Here is an 18,983-nt window from a genome sequence, read left to right as displayed (position 1 = left end):
ACGGGGCCCCGCGGCCGTGAGCGCAACAAAGCAAACTATAACACTGTAGGTGAGTAGAGCTCCCAGGATAGGTCGTAACTATGAAAGAAACTGCTTGCTTCAAGGTGCAACTATAGTTAACTATAATACGATAGTCTGAGATAGATTTCTCGCTTTGCTCGAAATGACAGGAGTTGAAACTATAGGACATATAAGATGTCTCGACTACGCTCGACATGACAAATAGGCAACTATAGAACATCTAACATATCCCTCATTCTAATTCACAACATTAACTTAATTTCAAACAAAGTACATTATATAGCGCTTTATCTATAAATTACCCCATAATTGCAACTATAGATTAGCCAAACCACTATATGTGGCGTATAGTATCAAATCTATAAAGGCTAAAAATTACCGGATGCAGCCAAAGAAGCTGTATACCCACAAAATAAAACATGAGAAGTAAACGAGATACAAGAGGCGGCAGAGGAAAAGGTCGCAGCGAAAAAGGTGGCTCCCGCCGTGGCGAGTCATCATCGAGAAGAGAAGAGACTCCACGTGGAAGCTCATCCAGAAGAGAAACAACAGGTGGCGGCAGCCGCAGATCAGGTGATAGGAGAGAAGGATCGGGCCGCAGAGACGGTGGTCGCGACAGATCAGCTAAAGGCATGGTGCTGGAGCTGTTTTCCAGAAACCCTGATACAGAATTTACACTTCGCCAGATTTACCGCCGCTTAGGGGTGGTGGATAAAAAAGGCCGCGAGCTGGTGAACGACATGCTACGTGTATTGCAGCGCGAGAACCGCGTTATAGTTATAGACGAAGACAAGTATACCCTGAACCTGAAGGTAGATATAATTACCGGCAGGGTAGACATGGCCAATAACAAATATGCTTACATTGTAGCCGAAGGCATAGAAGACGATGTGCGCGTGTTCCGGGAGCACCTGAATTACGCTATGGACGGAGACCTGGTAAAAGTAGAAGTACTGCCAACCTACCAGGGCGGGCGTGCCGAAGGCATAGTAGTAGAAGTACTGGAGCGCAAGCGCGAAGAACTGGTAGGCATTCTGCAATTATCGAAAAATTTCGGTTTTGTAGTACCCGACTTTAAAAAGCTGTACTTCGATGTTTTTGTAGGCGAACGCGGCCTGAATGGAGCGGAGAATGGCGACAAGGTATTGGTAAAAATTACCGAGTGGCCTGATAAACCAGGTAAAAACCCAATTGGTGAAATAACGCGGGTATTTGGCCCGGCTGGTGAGCACGAAGCCGAGATCCATTCTATCATGGCGGAATTCGGTTTGCCATTCGAGTTTCCGGAGTCGGTGGAAGAAGAAGCCGAAAGCATTTCAGATAAGATCACGCAGGCCGAGATCAACAAGCGCCGAGACTTCCGGGATGTAACCACCTTCACCATTGACCCTGCCGATGCCAAGGACTTTGACGATGCCCTCTCGATACAGAAGCTGGAGAATGGCAACTGGGAAATTGGCGTGCACATTGCCGATGTAACGCATTATGTAGACACCAGAAGTTTGCTGGAGAAGGAAGCTTTTCACAGAGCAACGTCGGTTTACCTTGTGGATAGAACAGTGCCGATGTTGCCTGAGCGCCTCTCAAACGGCCTTTGTTCGTTGCGCCCGCAGGAAGAAAAGCTGACGTTTTCAGCAGTTTTCGAGCTGGACGATGAAGGCAAAGTATACAGCGAATGGTTTGGCCGAACGGTCATTTACTCTGATCGCAGATTCACCTACGAAGAAGCCCAGGAACGTATTGAATCCGGCGAAGGCGACTTTGCAGAAGAGATCAACATCATGAACAGCATCGCCAAAAAGCTGAAAGACAAACGCTTTAAAAACGGTGCCATCAGTTTCGAAACGATAGAAGTTAAATTCAAGCTCGACGACAACGGCAAGCCACTCTACATTTATGTAAAAGAGCGCAAAGACGCTCATAAACTGATTGAAGAGTTTATGCTGCTGGCCAATAAAAAGGTGGCAGAGTTTGTATACAACTTGGGCAAAGGTAAAAAGCGGCCAACTATGGTTTACCGCACGCACGGCGCCCCGGATCCTGATAAACTGAGCACCTTCTCTATTTTCGCGCGCAAATTTGGCTATAAAGTAGACCCGGAAGGCAACATTTCATCAGAGCTGAACAACCTGGCCGAAGAAACCGAAGGCAAACCGGAACAGAGCGTGCTGCAGAACCTGGCAATCCGGACGATGGCTAAGGCAAAGTACAGCACCGAGCCAGAAGGGCATTTTGGTCTCGCGTTCGCACACTATTCGCACTTCACGTCACCTATTCGCCGTTACCCCGATATGATGGCGCACCGCCTGCTGCAGCATTACCTGGATGGCGGTCCGTCTACAGATAAAGACGAATACGAAGCCCGTTGCCAGCATTCTTCTGAAATGGAGAAACGCGCAGCCGATGCCGAGCGCGCCTCTATTAAGTACAAGCAGGTAGAGTTTATGAAGGATACCATTGGCAACCAATACAAAGGAATAGTGTCTGGTGTCACAGAATGGGGTATATTTGTGGAGATTGAAGAAAATAAGTGCGAAGGCATGGTACGCCTCTCTACCCTGAACGACGATTACTACGAGCTGGATGCCGACAACTATAGAATTATAGGCCGCCAGAACAAGCGTATCATTTCGTTTGGCGACGAGGTTATAGTTGAAGTTGTAAGCGCCAACCTGGCCGAGCGCACCATCGATCTAGAACTGATTGAGACACTGAAAAAATAGAAATACCTCGTGGATATTAGCATCCTGTCCGAAAAATTAAACCATACGTTAGCAACGCTTCGCTACGGCGAGCAACCATCCGAACTATACGAGCCCATTCGCTACATTATGTCGCTGGGTGGCAAACGCATCCGGCCCATGCTGGTGCTTTTGTCGGCTCAAATGTTTGATGATGATATTGAAAAGGCACTTTTGCCAGCTGCAGGGGTAGAGGTTTTCCACAACTTCACGCTCATGCACGACGACATCATGGACAAGGCGCCACTGCGTCGTGGGCAGCAAACCGTGCACGAAAAATGGAATGCCAACATTGCCATACTGAGCGGCGATGTGATGCTGGTGCGCGCTTACCAACTGATGGCGCAAGCTGAGCCGGACAAACTGCCGCGGGTACTGGAGTTGTTCAGCAATACAGCTGCCGAGGTTTGCGAAGGCCAGCAGCTCGACATGAATTTTGAGCAGCGCACCGAGGTAAGCATACAGGAATACATCCGGATGATCACGCTGAAAACTGCCGTGCTGGTAGGGTTTAGCCTGGAGCTGGGCGCTATTTTACAAGGCGCACCCGATGAGGATGCCGAGCACCTGAGGCTGTTTGGTAACAACATTGGTATTGCTTTCCAGCTGCGCGATGACCTGCTGGATGTGTATGGTGATAAAGATAAATTCGGCAAACAGGTAGGCGGCGATATACTGTCCGATAAAAAAACCTTCCTGATGCTGACAGCGCTGGAACAGGCAACCGGAGAGCAGCTGGAAACTATAAAAAGCTGGCGCAACATTACCCAGAATCATACTTCCGAAGCCAAAGTGCAGGCCATTACCACTGTGTACGACCAACTAAGCATCCGTCAGCAGACCGAGCAGGAAATAGACCGCTACTTTAAAGAAGCCCTGCGCCACCTCGATGCCATTGCTGTAGCTGACGAGCGCAAAGCCACCCTGCGCGGCCTGGCCCTGCAGCTAATGGAGCGGGATTCTTAATTGCTGATAGTTAATTGTCAAATTGTTGATAGTTGCATTGTTAAATGGTTAGCTCTGCTATAGTTTAAGACACAAAATATTGCGTCTCTATAACTTTCTTTATTTTTAACTCTTCAACTTTCTAACTTCCAAACTTTCTAACTCTCTAACTTTAAACATGAGCGTTACCATTATTCTGATCATCCTTACTGCGGTTATCTCGTGGTATGCCTTTAGTAACCACGACCTGATGAATAAGTGGATATTTTATCCGTACACGGTTAACCGCGATAATTCCTGGTACCGCTTTATTACGTCAGGTTTTCTGCATGCCGATTTCACGCACCTGTTCTTTAACATGTTCACGCTGATCTTCTTCGGCAGAAACGTGGAGTACACCTTTATGGCCACCTTTGGGGAGACGCCCGGCATCCTGATTTTCCTGCTTATCTACATTGGTGGTATCATTGTTTCGGATATTCCTACATACATCAAGCACCGCCATAACCCGGGTTACAGAGCCCTGGGAGCCTCTGGTGGTGTTGCTTCTGTAGTTTTTTCAAGCATCCTGTTCTATCCTACAAACGATATCTGTTTGTATGCCGTGCTTTGTATCCCTGGCTTTATACTGGGGGTTCTGTACCTGATCTATTCATACTACTCAGGCAAGCGCATGGGCGATAATATAAACCATGATGCCCACTTCTATGGCGCACTGTATGGTGTGGTAATCACCCTGGCCTTTGTGCCACAGGCAGGCCCTTATTTTATCGATCAGATTGCTGGCTGGAGGCTTCCTTTTTAAAACTATAGTTTCCGAGTATAGCTAAACTATATATTACTTTGGAAGGGATCATACGTATAAGGGTTTGAAAACAAACTCTTTTACATATGCGCCCCTCTAAAGCTTTTATATTATTCACCCTGCCCGCCTTTCTGCTTTTAATGCTAAACGTACAGGCCCAGGAACTGGCAGCTGCCACAACTACCCGTACAACTATTCTGGAGAATGTGGTAAAGGAGCGTCCGTTGCTGGGAGAGCTTCTAACTACTGCAGGTTTGCTTCCTGTGCTTTCGGGAGATGCGCCTTACACCTTGTTTGCCCCACCGGAAGCAGCGTTACAGGAGCTTAAAGGTCAGTCGGCGGAGCAGATAAGAACCGTGCTGGCAGGGCATATTGTGAAAGGCAGATACACCGAAAAGGATTTGAAAGACGGCGCAACACTACAAACGCTGAGTGGGCAGTCGATTACCATCTGCCGGAAAAATAATACACTCGTAAACGGAGTAACTATAATCAAGGCCGATACAGAGCTCAAAAACGGGGTAGTGCATGCCCTGAGCGGTGCGTTAAACTACTAACAGATGGCCCGGATCATAGAAGTGCACGGGCACAGAGGGTGCCGCGGCCTTTTACCTGAAAACACCACTCCATCCTTTCTGAAAGCTGCCGAACTGGGCGTGCATGCGCTGGAACTGGATGTAGTGATAACAGGAGATGCACAGGTGCTGGTATCGCATGAGCCGTGGTTTGCCGCCGAGTACTGCCTGAAACCCGATGGCACAACGATAGCTCCCTCCGAAGAGCTGGAACATAATATCTACAGGCTGCCTTACCAAACTATAAAGCAGTACGACTGTGGTTCCAAACCGCATCCGCGCTTCCCGAAACAGCAAAATCAGCCCATGCATAAACCACTCCTTTCTGAAGTTATAGTTGCAGTGAAGGAATATTGTGCGCAGCAAACGATAGCTTGTCCTTATTTCAACATCGAGATAAAATCAACTATAGCCGGCGATAAGATTTTCCACCCAAGGCCGGAGCTGTTTGTAGAGTTACTGCTAGAGGTGCTGGTAAACTATAAACTGACAGAGCAGGTAATGGTGCAGTCGTTTGATGTAAGGCCGTTGCAGGTGCTGCACCACTTAAAACCAACTATAAAACTGGGTTTACTTACCGAGGACAACACGCCGCCCGAGCAGCGCCTGGAACAGTTAGGATTTACCCCTTATGCCTATAACCCCAACTATAGTTTGATTGATGCCAGCCTGATGCTTCTGCTGCAGGAGCAACAAATAAAATGTTTTGCCTGGACAGTGAACGACGAAGCAACAGTGCAAAAAGTGCTGACAATGGGCGTAGATGGCATTATTACAGATTACCCGGATATGGTACAGGAGCAGGTAAAAAGTTTATTGGGGGCTAATAAAACTTTATAAAGTATAAGGCGCTATAACTATAAAATCGTACAAAGCGATAATGTATAGCGTCACTCTACATAGCGGAACCCCGGAAAGCTCCTATGAAAAGGTAGCTAAGAATTCTTGTTATGAGATGATCGTAGATAAGGCCAAGAACCGGGTGTACTTTACAATATTGGGTTACTGGAAAAACAAAACCGCAGTAGAGTCGCTGCTCAAGGACTGGAAGAAAGCGGTGTCGTTTACGCAGCCAAATTTTACGGTACTAACCGATATGCGCACCATGATCACGCACCCGCAGGAGCTGAATGAGCTACACCTGGCCGCACAGCAATTTGTGATAGATTCGGGAGTGAAGCAGGTTGCCAATGTAATGCCTACCGATAAGATAGCACACCTGCAGTTAAACTCCTTTACCTCTAACTCCGAATTACCTTACCGCAACTTCGATTCTATGGACGAGGCCGAAACCTGGCTCAATCAACAGAACAAACCATCACTCAACTAAGCAACTATGTTCCACGTGGAGACGATTGATTGCTGATTGATAATAGTTAATTGTTGGGGTCAGAATTTATATCTCTGACTATAGTTTTCCGCTCAGTTAATCGTAATTAATCGGTTAAATCTTTTTAATCACTGGTCTATAGATACCCTTTGGCCTGCAGGTGAAACAGTTCGGCATATTTACCATTCTGTGCCAGTAGTTCGTCATGAGAGCCTAACTCTTTTAGCTGCCCTTGCTCCAGGAATAAAATTCTGTCGGCCATGCGCACTGTAGAGAAGCGGTGGGAGATTAGCACAGCTGTTTTGCCTGCTATCAGTTCCGAAAAGCGCAGGAATACCTCATGCTCGGCGCGGGCATCCAGGGCAGAGGTTGGCTCGTCCAGTATCAGAAGCTGCGCATCGCGCATGTAGGCACGTGCCAGAGCCACTTTCTGCCACTCGCCACCTGATAGCTCCACCCCTTTGTTAAAGCGCTTACCGAGCACCTGGTCGTACTTATCGGGCAGGCGTTGTATAACCGGGTCGGCCAGGCTTTTTTGTGCTGAGCCCTGTATGCGGTCTTTGTCGCGGATGTTGCTGATCTGACCAATGGCAATGTTATCGGAAGCCGACATCTGGAACCGCACATAATCCTGGAAAATAATGCCTACCTGGTGGCGCAGGTCGTTCAGGTCATAGTCCCGCAGATCGATGCCATCCAACAGAATGCGGCCTTCTGTGGGTTCGTATAATCTGGCCAATAGTTTTACCAGTGTGGTTTTACCGGCACCGTTTTCGCCAACCAAAGCTAGCTTTTCGCCCGCTCTCAGGTGGAAGCTCAGGTTACGCACCGCCCATTTTTCGCTGTTCTGGTACTTAAAACCCACTCCTTCAAACGTAAAGCCATGCTGTATCGGGCGTGGTATAGGTAGCGGGTTGGTTGGGGGCGTTATCTGGGGTTTCAGCTCCAGAAAGTCGAACAGGTCCTGTAAGTACAACGCACTTTCTGCTATCTGCGAGAACCTGGTCATGATGCCCTGCAGCAGGCCGCGCATGTTGCTGAATGAGCCCGCCAGAAAGGTAAGACTACCAACTGTTATGGCTCCTGCCACGGTTTGCACCAGTATAAACACATAAGCGCCATAGTATGCCAACGTACCCAGACCAGACAAGGCGCTTCCCCATACAGCGCGCCTAACTATAAGCGTTTTATTGAGCAGGTAATATTTATCCGAAAGTACCCTGAACCGGTCGGCCAGAAAGCCGGAAAGGTTAAAAGTCTTGATTTCTTTGGCAGTTTCGTCGGAAGCACCAATGTAACGCAGGTAGTCCAGTTCGCGGCGTTCGGGTGTCCAGGAACGGGAGAGAGAGTAGGTTCGTTCGTTAAAGTGTGTTTCGCCGAGGAACGACGGAATAACAGCAATAAGCAGAATAAGGATCAGCCACGGGTTAAACGCGATCAGACCAACTGCCAGGAAGCCTATCGTTACAATATCCTGCAACTGCGACAGCACCTGCGACATGAGCACCACCCGCGTTACCGTTTGCCGCCGTGCCCGTTCCAGTTTATCGTAAAAGGTAGCATCCTCAAACTGTGTCAGGTCCAGCGTAGCGGCATGCTCTATCAGTTGTACCGATGTTTTATTGGAGAACAGGTCGCCCAGCAAACTATCGAGCAGGGTAATACCGCGGCTTATCAGGTCTGAAACTACAGCCAGGCCCAGTTCTGCTGCTATCAACATCCACAGAAAAGACAGGTCTTTCTCGCCGGTTACATCTATCAGCCGGATCACTTCATCAATGATCAGTTTACCGATATACAGCATCGAGAGGGGCAGGGCCGACTTTATCAGGCGAAGCACCAGGTTACCGATCGTCATGGCCGGGCTGGTGTCCCAGATCAGGCGGAAAAATTTAGGCAGATTCTTTAGCGCGCCTACCTGTTCTTTAAGTGTTTTTTTGTCTTCAGCTGCCTTGGGTTGGGCAGCAGGTTTATTTCTGAATAGCTTCATGTATTAATCAAAACTCAACAATAACTATACCATTGGTGGGACATAATGTTTAGGTGGTAGCAACAAGGTGAAAATTGCACAAAAATTTCAGTAGCAGGCAGATATATAAACTATAACACAAAATGTACTATATTTAAAAGTTTATTAAGTATAGAATATGAGACACTTTTACCCTGAAAACAAACTTAGAAAACTTTCTGTTGCACTTCTTTTTCTGGCCCTTATCTGGCAGCACGCAACTATAGCTGCACCACGTAATGTCACGAAGGCGCCCGAACCTACCTGGATCACAAAGCTCCCGCACCGCATTGAAACCAATATTAACATAAATGAAGTAAACGGAGGCTACCATTTTCTGCTGATGGATCAGCAGTACGAGGTTGCCCGGCAGGAGGTGTATTCACACAACATCTATAAATTTACCACCGAAGAGGGCGTACAGAACTCATCAGAGATTCGCATTTCTTTTGATCCGCACCACGAGCAGCTGCAGTTCCATAAAGTAATTGTGTGGCGCAATGGCAAACCCATCGATAAGCTGAACCTGAACAAAGTGAAAGTGCTGCAGCGCGAAAGCGGCATGGACAAAGGCATTTACGACGAAAGCCTGACAGCCGTGCTGGTGCTGGATGATATCAGGGTGGGCGATGTAGTAGAATATGCCTGTACCATAAAAGGAGGCAACCCGGTATTTGGTGGCCGCTTCTTTAACTCGTTTAACCTGCAGGGCTATGACCCTATGGATGAGCGGCTGCTGCGCATTGTAATGCCCGAAAACCGCAAACTCAACTATAAACTATACCTGACTGAGAAAAAGCCAGCCATTAAAACTGTTAACGGCAGCACAACTTACACCTGGCACCTGAAAAACCTGCCGGGTACGGTAGTAGACGATGGTACCCCATCCTGGTACGACCCTTACCCGGGTGTGTATCTATCGGAGTTTAACTCGTGGGCCGAAGTAGTGGACTGGGCGCTGCCGCTTTACGAAATTAACCAGAAGCTAAGCAAACCGCTGTTAGCCAGCATAGACAGCATAAAAAATACCTATGGCAGTGGCGAAGACCGTGTAGTGGCCGCTTTGCGTTTTGTGCAGGACGAAGTACGGTATCTGGGTTTTGAAGCTGGCATAGGTGGTTTTAAGCCCCGGCCGCCTTCAGAAGTGTATGCCAACCGTTTCGGAGATTGTAAGGATAAAGCGTTGCTGCTTTGCGCGATGCTTCGTGAGATGAACATTAAGGCTTACCCGGCGCTGGTAAACTCAAGCACGCAAGAGCATATTGCAGAGCTGTTACCGTCTCCATACGCCTTTAACCATTGCATTGTGCAGGTAGAGTTGCTGGGCGGCAAAACCTATTGGTACGATGCTACCATCAGCAAACAGCGCGGCAACTATAAAAATATTTACCTGCCCAACTATGGCAAAGCCCTGCTGATAAAACCAAACACCAAAGCACTTGCTACTGTTACAGGCCCTGCCACCGACAAGCCGGAAGTGAAGGTAAAAGAGATATTCTCTATAAGTGATTTTACAGGCGATGTGGAGCTGGAAGTACGTACGGAATATGCCGGCTCAGAGGCAGATTACCAGCGCCGCCATTTTTCAACTACTAGCATCAAAGACATCGGGAAAAGCTACCTGAACTTTTATGCCAACTCTTATCCGGAAATTGAGCACAACGAAGAGATCAGGTACGAAGACGATGCATCTGGGAATATCTTCACTGTTTTTGAAAAGTACACAATCCCGAATTTCTGGACTGAACAGGCAGACAACGAGCAGATGCTGGAAGCCTGGTTTACACCGCAGGTACTGCGTAGCTACATTAACCAGCCAAAAACCTCCAAGCGCACTATGCCCCTGGCGGTTGGCTACCCAGTGCATGTAGAGCAAACTATAACGGTACTTCTACCCGAAACCTGGACCATCAGCAACGATGAGCTGACAGTAGAAGATGAGGCTTTTCTTTTCACAAAATCAGAAAAGTATAGCAGTTCGGGCAAAGAGCTGAACCTGGTCTATACATACAAAACCAAGCAGGACCACGTAACAGCCGAAGCTACCAGCCAACACATACGCAAGCAAAAAAGCGTGCTCGATGCCCTGTCATACGGTCTTACTTACCATAAAGGCATAGGAGCAAAGGGCGATACTGCCTGGCCTGTGGTCGCGTTTACACTTATAGTACTGCTGGCAGCAGCCTTTGGTGCCTACAAACTATACCATTGGGACCCTGAACTGCCGGAGAGCTATACAATTGAAGATGGCAGAACTATTGGAGGCTGGCTGATATTGGTCGCTATTGGTTTAATAGCCACACCGTTCAGGTTACTTTTTGGCATACTCAGCGAGCGCTATTTTGATTCTGCCGTGTGGAACAATATACTGGATGCTTCTTCCGGAATTTACTCACCGGAGCTGGCCGGCATACTGATAATGGAGCTGATAGTGAACACGGGATATCTGGTGTTCAGTGTACTGCTTATTTTCATGTTCTTTAAGCGCCGCAGCAGTGTGCCAAGGCTCATGACAATTTATTACGCCGCCAGCCTGGTATTTATAGTTCTCGACTACGCCTTGATCAGTATGCTGGGTTTGGAAGCAGGCAGCGGAGCCGATTCAGCAAAGGAAATCTGGCGGGCTTTTGTAGCAGCGGCTATCTGGGTGCCATACTTCAATCTGTCGCACAGGGTAAAAGCTACTTTTGTGGAGCGCCTGCACCCAGCCGAGCACTACCAGCCTGAGCCGGAAGAAGCAGACGAAGAAGTTGAAGAGAACGTAATAGCATAGCTTACCATTCATGAAATCAGTTTTACTTACCGCATTTTTTATCCTTTTTACGCTTGGTTACACCTCAGCACAAACTATAAAATACTATAGCAAAAGCGGCAGGGTAGAAGTACCAGCTGCAGAAGCGCACTATTTTGAAGTTGAAGAGAAAAACAAGCAGGGATGGGGAGGCATGCGCACACGCTACCTTATATCCGACAGTTCGAAAGTTAGTCTGTTTAACTATAGTAACTTAAACGGAGGCCTTTTTGGGCGGGGTAATTTGGAAGGAATGCATTACGAGTGGCATCCTAACGGAAAGCTTAAAACAGAAGCCGTTTATGTGGCCAACGAACTGCATGGTCCTTATAAAAGCTGGTACGAGAGCGGCCAGCTACATTACATCCAGCACTACCAGAACTATAAACTACAGGACACCCTGAAAGCCTATTACGAAACAGGGGAACTACGGCGCATAGAAGTTTACGATCAGAATGAGCTGGTTTCGGGTAAGTTGTTTGATAAAGAAGGCAAAGAACTGGAGTTTTTCAGAATGGTGGAAATGCCCGCTTTTAAAGGTGGCGAAGAGCAACTGATGAGGCACCTCGCCCGAAATACGGTTTATCCTAAGTCGGCATACAAAAGAGGGGCAGGTGGTTTTGTGATCGTAGCATTTGTGATCAGTAAAACCGGCACTATAAAAGACATTGAAGTAGTGCAAAGCGTAGCTCCTGAACTGGATGCAGAAGCAGTGCGTGTAGTGCAAAATATGCCAACCTGGGAGCCCGCCCTTATAGAAGGCGAACCCGAAGACATGGCATTTACCCTGCCATTCCGGTTCCATGCCAGCACCAAATGGAATAATAAACTATAGTTGCTGAACAATGAGCTTAACCAATACACCGCAGATGGCAGTTTTACTTTCAGCATTAATTATGGTTGTTGCTGTAAACTGTGTCTTAGGCCAATCAAAATCAACAATACTCTTAGACAAGAGAGGAAAAGAAGTACAACTCCATTCAGATGCGCACTATTATGAAGTTGTTAATATAAATGAATCAGGAGGTGGAACTCGTGTCACATATCTAATGGAAGATAGTTCTAAAGTGAGTTTATATACTTATAGTGATCTAAATGGCGGAAGGTTTGAGGGAGGTATTTTAGAGGGACCCTACTATAAGTGGTACAAAAATGGAGAATTAGAATTTCAAGCAGAATATCAGAGAGGCAAATTAACAGGAGCATATAAAAGCTGGTATGAAAACGGACAACTTCGTTACAAAATTGGGTACTTAGATGGTGAAAAGCATGACTCGCTAACAGCTTATTATGAAACAGGAAGACTCCGCAGGATCGAAGTTTATTCATTAGGCAAATTAACTACCGGGCATTTATACAATGAACAAGGCGAAGAAATAGATTTTTTCCCAATGGAGCAGATGCCCGAGTTCAAGGGGGGCGAACAGAGAATGATGAAATGGATTTTTCAGCATGTTAATTATCCCCGTAAAGCTTATAAAGATAACGTAGAAGGTATTGTAATTGTCTCTTTTGTGATTGAAAAGAATGGACGAGTTGATGAAGCCGAAATCATAAGAAGTGTGCATCCGGAAATAGATGCAGAAGCATTAAGGGTAGTAAAGTTAATGCCTAGTTGGAAACCAGGATTACAGGAAGGTAAGCCAGCAAGGGTGCGTTATACATTGCCACTTAAATTCTCCTTGAAGAAATAAACTCTATTCTACTATGAAAAAACTACTGCTCTCTCTTATGCTTAGCGCTTCTGTAACTATAGTTGCCCAGGCGCAAATTAAACTAACGCCTGCCGAGGTAGGAACTATAGAAGCCATAATAGCCACCGGGCTAAAGATCATTTCGGGGCCGAAGGGGCAGCAGCGGGATATGGAAAAGTTTAAGGCGCTTTTTCTGCCAAATGCACAAATGGGTGGCGTATTTTACAAAGGCGACAGCAGTTTTGTGCGGATAACGACTGTAGAGAATTTTGCCACACGCAATGGGCCTGTGTATGCAGAACTAGGCTTTTACGAGAATGTGCTCGGCCTGCGCATCGAGCGGTTCGGTAACCTGGCTACTGCCTTCCAGACCTATGAGACCCGCTATGGCAAAGACGGCAAGGTAGAAGCACGCGGCGTTAATACTTACCAGCTGGTGTATGATAAGGGACGATGGTGGATAGCCAGCCTGCTTTTTACACCCGAAACAGAAAAGAACCCGATACCTGAAAAGTACCTGAAGTAAAAACCATAAACCTATAAAATGAGAAAAGCCCCGTCAAACTGACCGGGGCCTTTTCTCACCTTAAAACAAACTAAACTAATCTAACTTTAACTAACCTTATCTTTATCCCCGAGGGGTATTTTTTAACTTCAGAATTATTGGAATAAAAGAACATGTTTTAGCAGCCACGAAAAAAATCGTAGTATAATTTGGAAGCTTAAATTTTTGTTTCAATATTAGCTTTCCAAACTTATGTCCTTCTCAATTCGGGTGCAAAATTATGATTCCTGTTTCCTAATAGCAAGCAAACAGGCAAATATTTTTTTGTATTTTTCTAAAAGCTCGTTTCCAGCTCACAAAGGCACTTTTTTAGACAATCTATAGTTGCGCACGGCAGCTGTTTCAGGATAATATTATCTGATTTTCTATAATTTAGTTTGGTTTTCAGGCACTGGCTTTGCCGTTGGGTGTAACACAGGCTGCAGCAACAGGAACTATAGTTTTATGCTGTAGCAGATACTGATTTATAGTATCTTTATAGTCTAATCCTGATACCGATGGAAACTACTTACGCCAGCCAGGCCGCAACCCTGACCACCCACGATTTACTGGCCATACTTCAGACTCCGGAAGAATATGAACCCGAAGCCATACTTGCTGTAATAGCGGTATTGGAAGAACGTGGCGTGCAGACTCTGGACCTAGAAGAAAATAAACAGCACGCACAAGCTGTTCTGAATGCAAAACAGGAGCTGGAAGCACTACCTAAAACACCCGCTGAGCGGCTCCGCGGTATGTTGCAGTTGTTTATCCCCCAGCCCGGCTACTACGTTACGCCTATTCTGCTCAACATCAACCTGGCGATCTTTATCTACATGCTGCTCATCGGCATTAGCTTTATCAGTCCGCAGGCAGGGCAGCTTTTCGCGATCGGTGGCAATTACGGACCCTATACTTTATCGGGGCAGTGGTGGCGTCTGCTTACAAGTACCTTTCTGCATGCCGGTATACTGCACCTTTTGTTTAACATGGTAGCGCTGGTTAGTGTGGGCCGTCAGCTGGAATTAATGATCGGGCGCTCCACTTTTATTATAGCTTATCTGCTTTGCGGTATTGCTGGCGGACTGGCCAGTATCTGGTGGGATGGAACTAGAGTAGGAGTGGGAGCCTCAGGAGCCATTTTTGGTATGTTCGGGCTGCTGCTGGTACTCATGGCACTGGAGCGCAAACTTACCTGGGCCGAAAAGCGCGCCATGATGGGCAATATGGGCCTGATTATAGGCGTGAACCTATTGTTTGGCATGAAAGACGGTATCGATAATGCTGCACACGCCGGCGGGTTAGTAGTTGGCATGGTGCAGGGTGTCGTATTAATGCTGCGCTCTGAGCGCCTTATTGCGCCAATCTATAGTTTAAAAGGGAATATAATTACAGCTATAGTTGGGCTTGTGCTGTTTGTTACCGCCTATAACCTGATACCGATTACTGGGCAAATGCGCTACCAATACCTGATGGAGCAGGTTGCCGAAAAAGAAATAGCCGCCATGCAGGTTTTTTACGAAATGGCCGAAACTGATGAAAGCAACATTGATGAACGCTTTGTGCCGAGAATTGAAGCAGCGACAGAACTATGGAGCGAAAGCGAAGCCCTGCTTGAAAGTCTAACGGAGGTAGAAGGGAAAGATAAAGACCATGTGCTTGCCATGCTGGACTATGTGCGCCTGCGGAAGAAATCATACGAGCTGTTTAGCTACGACCTGCAGCATGGTCGCCCTCCTATGAATGAGAGACAGGAAAAAGTTTTATGGGCAGTAGAAGGCTATATTAACGCAATACAGCAAGGTAGGGAAAGCCAGATCGTAAACGCAAATTACCGCAATGTGCAGGAGCTGTTGCAGCTGCACCCAAAAGACCATACTATGGAAGTTGATGGCGAAGCGAAAGAAGGTATGCTGGTTGTGATAGATGGTATTAAGGCTGGTTTTACGCAGGATGGCGCATTAGACGGAATAACAGCTGACCTGGATAAGGACAACATAGAAAGCACTACTATACTAAAAGGAGAGCAGGCAAAAGCTATTTATGGAGAAGATGGTGCCAATGGCGCATTGCTAATCACAACTATGAAATAAGCTATAGTTAGCTCAGATGAGAAATAGTTTATAGTTGCAGCCGCAGTAATGTTAGTTACAGCTATAGTTTGATAAAATCCTGCCGTAGTTCCGTGGCTAACTATAGCATAGTCGCTGCACAATCGGCATGACAACTATAAAAGCAAAACGGCAGGAGCTCTGCTTTAAGCACCTGCCGTTGCAAACAACAAACAACACTCGTTCACTAAACTTTTATAGCTTTTGCAGCAAGCTATTCTCTTTTCAAAACGCCTGCGCTTATAATTTATTATCGTAATTGCTGCTGCAAAACTATTACATAAATAAGCTACAAGGCACTATTGTTTAGGTTATTAGATGAACGGTCGTTCATACGTGCCTGAAAGCCCGGATCCCTCCCTCAACAGTTTATGGAAAAAATCTGCAGCACGAAAAAATAATTTCAGAAGCAGGCAACCTTTCTATAATTGTTGCATCTTTTAGTCAGAATCAGGAAAAGAAAATCAGAAATCAATAAAAATAGAACTATGAAAAACTTTACCAGACACACATCCCTTATCTGTGCCCTGTTACTGGCCTTTCTGTTTGTAAATAGTGCTGCGCTGGCGCAGATTAAAGGCAATGGCAACCTGCAAACGCAAGACAGAAAAGTGTCGAACTTTAACGGCGTTAAAATAAGCGGCGGCTTTGCTGTAGAAATTAAACAGGGCAACAATGCAGGTGTAACTATTGAGGCAGAAGAGAATCTGATGGATAACATCAGAACGGAAGTAAAAAACAACGTGCTGCACATTTACACCGAGGGAAGCATAAACACCAGAAAAGGGCTGAAAGCTTATGTAACAGTAAAAGAGCTGAACAGAATAGACATCAGCGGTGGTGTAAAAGTAGTTGGTCTGTCTAAGTTTAAGGCCGATGATTTCCAGCTTAATATGAGCGGTGGCTCTAACGTTAAACTGGATATTGAGGCTAAAAAGATATTTTCGGATATGAGCGGTGCCAGCAAGGTAACTTTAACCGGCCGTGCCGATGAGTTAAAACTGGATATGTCCGGAGCATCGTCGGTGAATACGCAGGAGCTGGTAGCTAAGCGAGTAAAAGTAGGTGCCAGCGGAGCCAGCAGCGTAAAAGTACATGCTACCGAAAACCTGGTGATAAACGCTTCAGGAGCATCGCACATAGCATATGCAGGCTCTCCTAAAATAGAAGCAGAAACTTCGTCAGCCAGCAGAATATCAAAATTATAAAAGAGAATACAACCACATAAACCTTGAAAAGAGCAGCCTGTTATGGCTGCTTTTTTTATGCTGTCAGGTTTACTGTTTTTCCAGGAGCTGCAGTGTGTTGGTTAGGGCGGCTTTTGAGCCCCACGGGCCGTGACTCGGAACTATAGTTCTGGCTTTCGGGAAGCGTTGCTGCACGTTTTTAATAGCTTTTGGCCAGTTGGTTAGGTCCGCGTCGGCAGTATTGCCCAGGTTAGTGGCTTTTGCATCTTTTACCAGGCATCCGCCAAATAATATCTTCTGTTTGGGCAGGTATACTACCAGGTTATCAGGGGTATGGCCGGCACCCGGGTAATAAACCACTAGTTTCTGATTGCCTATAGTTAGCTCCTGGTCGAGTGGCAGAGTTGTGTCTAAAGTTACTTCACCTTGCGCTGCGGCCAATGCTGCGGTCTGTTCAGAGCCAAAAACAATAATGTTGTTTTGCTGCAGTACCTCAATGCCACCAATGCGGTCGTCGTGCGCATGTGTAACGATACTAAGCTTTACAGGCTGTTTCAGGTTGGTTTTTATCCAGTGCAGCAGCTGTTCGGTTGGTTCGTTTCCCCAGCCCGAATCAATTATCACCGCGCCGTCAGTTGTAGAAACCAGCAAGCCATGTGAGGGGAACCGTACACTGCCCAGCATTTTGTAGGAAGTGTGCACGTAAATATCAGGGGCTATTTTGGTAACCTGTAGTTGTTGTTCCTGCGCCAGCAGTGCATGCAAGGGCAGCAGGAACAACAACAGGTATAGTAACCGCCTTGTCATCTAACTATAGTTAGCGCACCGGCACCGGGAAAACAGGCAGGCTTTCGTGGCCTTCGGCATCAACGGCCTGCACGGCAAAAAAGAAGTTGTCTTTAGAGTAAGGCAATGTAACCTTGGTGTCCTTCACAAAGAATTTTTTCTCCCACATCGGGCTGCTGGTGTCGCGCATCAGCACATAATAACCAGCCGGGCGCTTGCCTTTGGCCGGGGCTTCCCACTGCAGATCGGTTTTGTTTGTCAGGTTTCTGATGTTTACGCCTACTTTGGTTGGTGCATACGGTGCCCAGGCCAGGTTTGCCAATGAGGCCAGGTTAAGCGCTGCATTTTTGCGCATGTATTCATAATCGATAAACTCAGGCAGGTCACCGTACTGGATGCCATTTTCTACGCGCACGTTCTGGTGCTGGTATCTATAGTTCTCGTTCATTTCGCAAACGCGTATGGCCGGGAAACCATTCTGGCTGAAAGGGGTATGGTCGCCGCCGCGCAGGAAACGGTCGTTGCGGTACACCAGTTTTACTTCCAGCTGATCAACATAGCGTTCGCCGGTTTCCTTCATGTAGCGGGCAAGCTGGCGGCTTTCGCTGTCGTTTTCGCGGTTGGTAGAGCGGCGCATGCGAGCTTGTTCTTCGGTTTCAAGAGCTGGTATGCCTTCGCTGAAAATGCGTACCTGCATGTTGTTGCGCAGTTCGGTTTCGTCGGATGAGGAGTTACCGATCATGTCGTTGTTCAGCATCGCGATCAGGTTCCAGTTTTGTGCTTTGGCTTTCTCGGCCAGGTGGCGTGCTCCCATTAGGCCTTGCTCTTCGCCGGTTACGGCCACAAAAATGATCGTTGCCGGAAACTGACGGGATGCCATAATACGGGCCAGTTCCATCACTGCTGCTACGCCAGAGCCATCATCGTTAGCGCCCGGTGCTTTGCCTTTCGTGTCCATGATATCGGTATTGCGGGAGTCCAGGTGTCCGCTGATGATCATCACACGATTGTCGTTCGGGTCGGTGCCTTTGAGGGTAGCCATTACGTTAGCCAGCTCCACATCCTGCGGAATGCGCTGTCCGTTGGCTTTTACAGTATATTTATCCAGCTCTACGGTCATACGGCCACCGGAAGCCTGGGCATATTTCTCGAATTCGGCTTTAACCCATTCCTGGGCAGCGCCAACGCCTTTTTTCTTGTCTTTTGTGGTGCTTAGGGAGTGGCGGGTGTCAAAAGAGGCCAACTTGCGAACCAGCGCTTCCAGGTTTGCGGCAGATATTTCATCCACCATCTTTTTGATTTCTTGGTCCTGCCGAACTATAGTTTGAGCTGTGGTAGTAGCTATAGTTGTAAAGTATAGGCCGGCTATAGTTAGCAGAGCCAGCATACGGGTGAGGTTAAGTTTTAAGGTCATGATAAAGAATAGGTGTAGACCCTAAATATAG

15 protein-coding genes are annotated in these 18,983 nt (G+C 47.0%); 12 read left to right on the top strand and 3 right to left on the bottom strand.

What is annotated here, in order from left to right:
• Positions 1-440: 440 nt before the first annotated feature.
• From rnr to GXP69_RS01475, 6 genes are all read left to right on the top strand, one after another.
• Positions 441-2,744, top strand: coding sequence for a ribonuclease R (gene rnr / locus GXP69_RS01500; protein ID WP_163911430.1), 2,304 nt, complete (start codon positions 441-443; stop codon positions 2,742-2,744).
• A gap of 9 nt (positions 2,745-2,753) precedes the next feature.
• On the top strand, positions 2,754-3,728 hold the full coding sequence (locus GXP69_RS01495; RefSeq protein ID WP_163911427.1) for a polyprenyl synthetase family protein: 975 nt from the start codon (positions 2,754-2,756) through the stop codon (positions 3,726-3,728).
• Positions 3,729-3,885: 157 nt separating this feature from the next.
• Entirely contained in the window at positions 3,886-4,512 is a 627-nt protein-coding gene (locus GXP69_RS01490; protein ID WP_163911424.1) for a rhomboid family intramembrane serine protease, read from the top strand.
• A gap of 86 nt (positions 4,513-4,598) precedes the next feature.
• Entirely contained in the window at positions 4,599-5,069 is a 471-nt protein-coding gene (locus GXP69_RS01485) for a fasciclin domain-containing protein (RefSeq protein ID WP_163911421.1), read from the top strand.
• A gap of 3 nt (positions 5,070-5,072) precedes the next feature.
• Positions 5,073-5,927 carry a glycerophosphodiester phosphodiesterase family protein gene (locus GXP69_RS01480; protein WP_163911419.1) on the top strand — a complete coding sequence of 285 codons (855 nt, stop codon included), beginning with the start codon at positions 5,073-5,075 and terminating at the stop codon, positions 5,925-5,927.
• Between the two features lie 115 nt (positions 5,928-6,042).
• The gene (locus GXP69_RS01475; protein ID WP_235925525.1) at positions 6,043-6,417 is read left to right on the top strand and encodes a hypothetical protein; all 375 of its coding nucleotides are present in this window, start codon (positions 6,043-6,045) and stop codon (positions 6,415-6,417) included.
• Positions 6,418-6,553: 136 nt separating this feature from the next.
• Here GXP69_RS01475 and GXP69_RS01470 read toward each other — a convergent pair whose 3' ends face one another.
• Complete coding sequence (locus tag GXP69_RS01470; RefSeq protein WP_163911414.1) at positions 6,554-8,407, bottom strand: ABC transporter ATP-binding protein; 1,854 nt, start codon at positions 8,405-8,407, stop codon at positions 6,554-6,556.
• A 157-nt stretch (positions 8,408-8,564) separates the two neighbouring features.
• Between GXP69_RS01470 and GXP69_RS01465 the strand changes: the two genes are divergently transcribed.
• From GXP69_RS01465 to GXP69_RS01440, 6 genes are all read left to right on the top strand, one after another.
• Positions 8,565-11,198, top strand: coding sequence for a DUF3857 domain-containing protein (locus GXP69_RS01465; protein ID WP_163911411.1), 2,634 nt, complete (start codon positions 8,565-8,567; stop codon positions 11,196-11,198).
• A gap of 10 nt (positions 11,199-11,208) precedes the next feature.
• Complete coding sequence (locus GXP69_RS01460; RefSeq protein WP_163911408.1) at positions 11,209-12,051, top strand: energy transducer TonB; 843 nt, start codon at positions 11,209-11,211, stop codon at positions 12,049-12,051.
• Positions 12,052-12,061: 10 nt separating this feature from the next.
• On the top strand, positions 12,062-12,910 hold the full coding sequence (locus GXP69_RS01455; RefSeq protein ID WP_163911405.1) for an energy transducer TonB: 849 nt from the start codon (positions 12,062-12,064) through the stop codon (positions 12,908-12,910).
• A gap of 13 nt (positions 12,911-12,923) precedes the next feature.
• A complete protein-coding gene (locus GXP69_RS01450; protein ID WP_163911402.1) occupies positions 12,924-13,436 on the top strand; it encodes a hypothetical protein in 513 nt (170 codons plus the stop codon).
• A 536-nt stretch (positions 13,437-13,972) separates the two neighbouring features.
• Positions 13,973-15,547, top strand: coding sequence for a rhomboid family protein (locus tag GXP69_RS01445; protein ID WP_163911399.1), 1,575 nt, complete (start codon positions 13,973-13,975; stop codon positions 15,545-15,547).
• A 506-nt stretch (positions 15,548-16,053) separates the two neighbouring features.
• Entirely contained in the window at positions 16,054-16,773 is a 720-nt protein-coding gene (locus tag GXP69_RS01440; protein ID WP_163911397.1) for a head GIN domain-containing protein, read from the top strand.
• A gap of 69 nt (positions 16,774-16,842) precedes the next feature.
• On the opposite strand, the gene bla is transcribed toward GXP69_RS01440, so the two are convergent.
• Positions 16,843-17,559 carry a subclass B1 metallo-beta-lactamase gene (gene bla / locus GXP69_RS01435; protein ID WP_163911394.1) on the bottom strand — a complete coding sequence of 239 codons (717 nt, stop codon included), beginning with the start codon at positions 17,557-17,559 and terminating at the stop codon, positions 16,843-16,845.
• A 10-nt stretch (positions 17,560-17,569) separates the two neighbouring features.
• Entirely contained in the window at positions 17,570-18,952 is a 1,383-nt protein-coding gene (locus GXP69_RS01430) for a M20/M25/M40 family metallo-hydrolase (protein ID WP_235925524.1), read from the bottom strand.
• Positions 18,953-18,983 lie beyond the last annotated feature (31 nt).

It is taken from the genome of Pontibacter burrus (assembly GCF_010686685.1).
Classification (GTDB): domain Bacteria; phylum Bacteroidota; class Bacteroidia; order Cytophagales; family Hymenobacteraceae; genus Pontibacter; species Pontibacter burrus.
Note: the sequence above shows the minus strand (reverse complement) of the source record. Positions and strands in the feature narration are given on the sequence as shown.

Bases quoted from the DNA above. Each gene is read 5' to 3' on its own strand.
- rnr (WP_163911430.1), top strand. From the start codon at position 441: ATGAGAAGTAAACGAGATACAAGAGGCGGCAGAGGAAAAGGTCGCAGC.
- GXP69_RS01490 (WP_163911424.1), top strand. From the start codon at position 3,886: ATGAGCGTTACCATTATTCTGATCATCCTTACTGCGGTTATCTCGTGG.
- GXP69_RS01485 (WP_163911421.1), top strand. From the start codon at position 4,599: ATGCGCCCCTCTAAAGCTTTTATATTATTCACCCTGCCCGCCTTTCTG.
- GXP69_RS01480 (WP_163911419.1), top strand. From the start codon at position 5,073: ATGGCCCGGATCATAGAAGTGCACGGGCACAGAGGGTGCCGCGGCCTT.
- GXP69_RS01475 (WP_235925525.1), top strand. From the start codon at position 6,043: ATGATCGTAGATAAGGCCAAGAACCGGGTGTACTTTACAATATTGGGT.
- GXP69_RS01470 (WP_163911414.1), bottom strand. From the start codon at position 8,407: ATGAAGCTATTCAGAAATAAACCTGCTGCCCAACCCAAGGCAGCTGAA.
- GXP69_RS01465 (WP_163911411.1), top strand. From the start codon at position 8,565: ATGAGACACTTTTACCCTGAAAACAAACTTAGAAAACTTTCTGTTGCA.
- GXP69_RS01460 (WP_163911408.1), top strand. From the start codon at position 11,209: ATGAAATCAGTTTTACTTACCGCATTTTTTATCCTTTTTACGCTTGGT.
- GXP69_RS01455 (WP_163911405.1), top strand. From the start codon at position 12,062: ATGAGCTTAACCAATACACCGCAGATGGCAGTTTTACTTTCAGCATTA.
- GXP69_RS01450 (WP_163911402.1), top strand. From the start codon at position 12,924: ATGAAAAAACTACTGCTCTCTCTTATGCTTAGCGCTTCTGTAACTATA.
- GXP69_RS01445 (WP_163911399.1), top strand. From the start codon at position 13,973: ATGGAAACTACTTACGCCAGCCAGGCCGCAACCCTGACCACCCACGAT.
- GXP69_RS01440 (WP_163911397.1), top strand. From the start codon at position 16,054: ATGAAAAACTTTACCAGACACACATCCCTTATCTGTGCCCTGTTACTG.
- bla (WP_163911394.1), bottom strand. From the start codon at position 17,559: ATGACAAGGCGGTTACTATACCTGTTGTTGTTCCTGCTGCCCTTGCAT.
- GXP69_RS01430 (WP_235925524.1), bottom strand. From the start codon at position 18,952: ATGACCTTAAAACTTAACCTCACCCGTATGCTGGCTCTGCTAACTATA.